The sequence below is a fragment of the Legionella sp. genome (assembly GCF_049790535.1).
Taxonomy (GTDB): Bacteria; Pseudomonadota; Gammaproteobacteria; order Legionellales; family Legionellaceae; genus Legionella.
Window position 1 is genome coordinate 1 of record NZ_JBAQZB010000123.1, and the last position, 2,160, is coordinate 2,160.

The following is a 2,160-nucleotide window of genomic DNA, read 5'->3' on the forward strand; positions in this document are numbered from 1 at the left end:
CGTCCTAATAGTGGTTTGAGATTTGATAAATTCTCTTTCTAAAACCAAGCACCGTAAGCCTTCACGGGTAAAACTAGGAATTATCCTTGGAAAAAGCGGGCATTTGTCTGTAAAACCTTGGTCTTTGAGAAACTCAATAAAATAGTGCACATTATTGTATAAGTCCTGCACGTTCCCAATGAAAAACGCGGTGATATGCTTTGCAAACTTCGTATCCACTAAGTTGGGGTTTTGTACAAAAGCCCATGCAGCAAAGTCTCTAAAATATTTGATAGAGCCTATCCGCGCAGTTTGTAATGCACTAATTCTGGGAGTGGTAAGCAATGTAAGGCTTATCATCGCCTTATTTCTCATCTCAGTGGGGGTGCTTGAAGACATTTTGCGTATAATCGAGATAATTTCGTCTATCGTGTAACTTTCTTGGTACTCTGTGGCTCTAGCTCGATTCCGGTTATTTTTGGATAAAGTAAAATATTGTGCCTCATCATGCTGAATATATCGAGCATAACCTTTTTGTCGGCTTAGCCATTCAAAAAATTCCCGCACCTGAGAGGTGCAATGCTGCAAATAAGATTTTGAAATATTTTGACCTGTTCGCTTATTTTTCTTATCAGATAAATACTCTTTAAAGCCCACAGCCAACGCAATATCAAATTTTTTAAAGTCGATGAACTTAGAATAGAATTCAAATTCATGAATGGATTTGACATAACTATCCACTGTTTTTGGATCACGTCCTTTGGCATTTTCCAGCATTCCAAAAAACTTTATTTTTATTAATTCGTTTTGTGCATTGTATCCAGCCATGGTAAGACTCCTAGAAATAATGGTTATAGCTAACTTTTTGAATCTTATGTCCCCATCTCTAGGAGGAGTCTTCTGTTGCTGTAGGTGACTCATTTAAGCTGTGATTTACAATGTCATTTAAGTGAGTCTTGCAGGCGGTAAATGACGAATTACCTATTGTCACCAACTGAGGCTCGTTAATGATGAAAATTTCCTCTAACTTGGCTTGTTCATTTTTCTTATAAAAACGCGTTGCCTTGCTGTTACATAAGGGACAAATCGCGGATGCTTTAATGCTCCCATTTTGATTTATATATATTGATATGGCATTTTCATGAGGAGAAATGATCTCTTGGCATGCCACACATTTGAATTGATTGAACGCTAATTGTCTTTTGTGACCCGCATTTCTTTTTTCAAGAAAAGCCCTAAGCACCTCTCCATATATCGTAATAGGCTTTTTGATGATAACTTCGAGTTCACCGGATTTTACCCAGTCCCTGATGGTTTGAATGTGAAGTTTTTTATTTTCGAATAGCTTGCATATCTCTTCGGCAGTATACGAGCGATATTTTTTAACTAATTGGGGGTTGTAATATTTGAACATTTTGATTCATCTTATTCATTACGTTTTTTAATTTGAGAAAAATAGCGGTTTCTATTTCATAACTGGCTTTTTTATTGATGAGGTGGCAAATCGTGAAATTGCCTTTATTGGGATAGGTTAGGCGATAACCCTCACCATTTAGCTTTTTATGAATCGCAACGCTAGAAATGTAGATATTTTCATCAATAACAAAACTAGCAAAACCGATTAACCCCTCGCGAGGTTTGACAAAATCAATTTGAATTTCTGATATTTTCATTTTCGGGCTCATGACGTTGTTTAGTTCGAGCTGCTCTTGATTCAACCTGTTCCAAAATTTTAAAGAAATTAATCAAGTTATCTGCGGCAAGCTTTGCTTCTCCTGCTGAGATATCCTCATAAAGCTCTTTAATTGAATCGGTCAAATTTGACATGGCTCATACAATTTTTAACGGTATAAGCACACGATAATGGATTTTTTGATTAAAATATAACCAACCACTAGAGATGGATTGATCACCTCTAGTGATGATAAATTTATTTAACGAGTGAGTTGATCGATGAACGTGTTTTTAATCGCTTCTACAGCATCAGATAGACTCCATCCTTCTGTTGCTATAGTTTGTCCTTGTTCCGTAAGTAACCCTATCGCGCGTGAATGATTATTTTTCAATCTAGGCGCAAGTAACGGTTCAATATCATCAAGAAACATAGCATCTTGTAGTTTTAAACTTAAATTGTTGGCGAATAATTTTTTTGTGATTGTTTTATTGCTACGTGCCATATAC

Annotated in this window: 5 protein-coding genes; all 5 read right to left on the minus strand. The window is 36.2% G+C overall.

Going from position 1 to position 2,160, the window contains the following annotated elements:
* The coding region (locus WA877_RS07860; protein WP_425170366.1) for a hypothetical protein at positions 1-807 on the minus strand (807 nt) is incomplete at its 3' end.
* A gap of 58 nt (positions 808-865) precedes the next feature.
* Positions 866-1,393, minus strand: coding sequence for a helix-turn-helix domain-containing protein (locus WA877_RS07865; RefSeq protein WP_425170367.1), 528 nt, complete (start codon positions 1,391-1,393; stop codon positions 866-868).
* On the minus strand, positions 1,362-1,652 hold the full coding sequence (locus WA877_RS07870) for a hypothetical protein (RefSeq protein ID WP_425170368.1): 291 nt from the start codon (positions 1,650-1,652) through the stop codon (positions 1,362-1,364). Before WA877_RS07870 ends, WA877_RS07865 begins: the two co-directional genes overlap by 32 nt.
* Complete coding sequence (locus WA877_RS07875; RefSeq protein WP_425170369.1) at positions 1,627-1,806, minus strand: hypothetical protein; 180 nt, start codon at positions 1,804-1,806, stop codon at positions 1,627-1,629. Before WA877_RS07875 ends, WA877_RS07870 begins: the two co-directional genes overlap by 26 nt.
* Before the next feature lie 107 nt (positions 1,807-1,913).
* The coding region (locus WA877_RS07880) for a hypothetical protein (RefSeq protein ID WP_425170370.1) at positions 1,914-2,160 on the minus strand (247 nt) is incomplete at its 5' end.

Bases quoted from the DNA above. Each gene is read 5' to 3' on its own strand.
- WA877_RS07865 (WP_425170367.1), bottom strand. From the start codon at position 1,393: ATGTTCAAATATTACAACCCCCAATTAGTTAAAAAATATCGCTCGTAT.
- WA877_RS07870 (WP_425170368.1), bottom strand. From the start codon at position 1,652: ATGAAAATATCAGAAATTCAAATTGATTTTGTCAAACCTCGCGAGGGG.
- WA877_RS07875 (WP_425170369.1), bottom strand. From the start codon at position 1,806: ATGTCAAATTTGACCGATTCAATTAAAGAGCTTTATGAGGATATCTCA.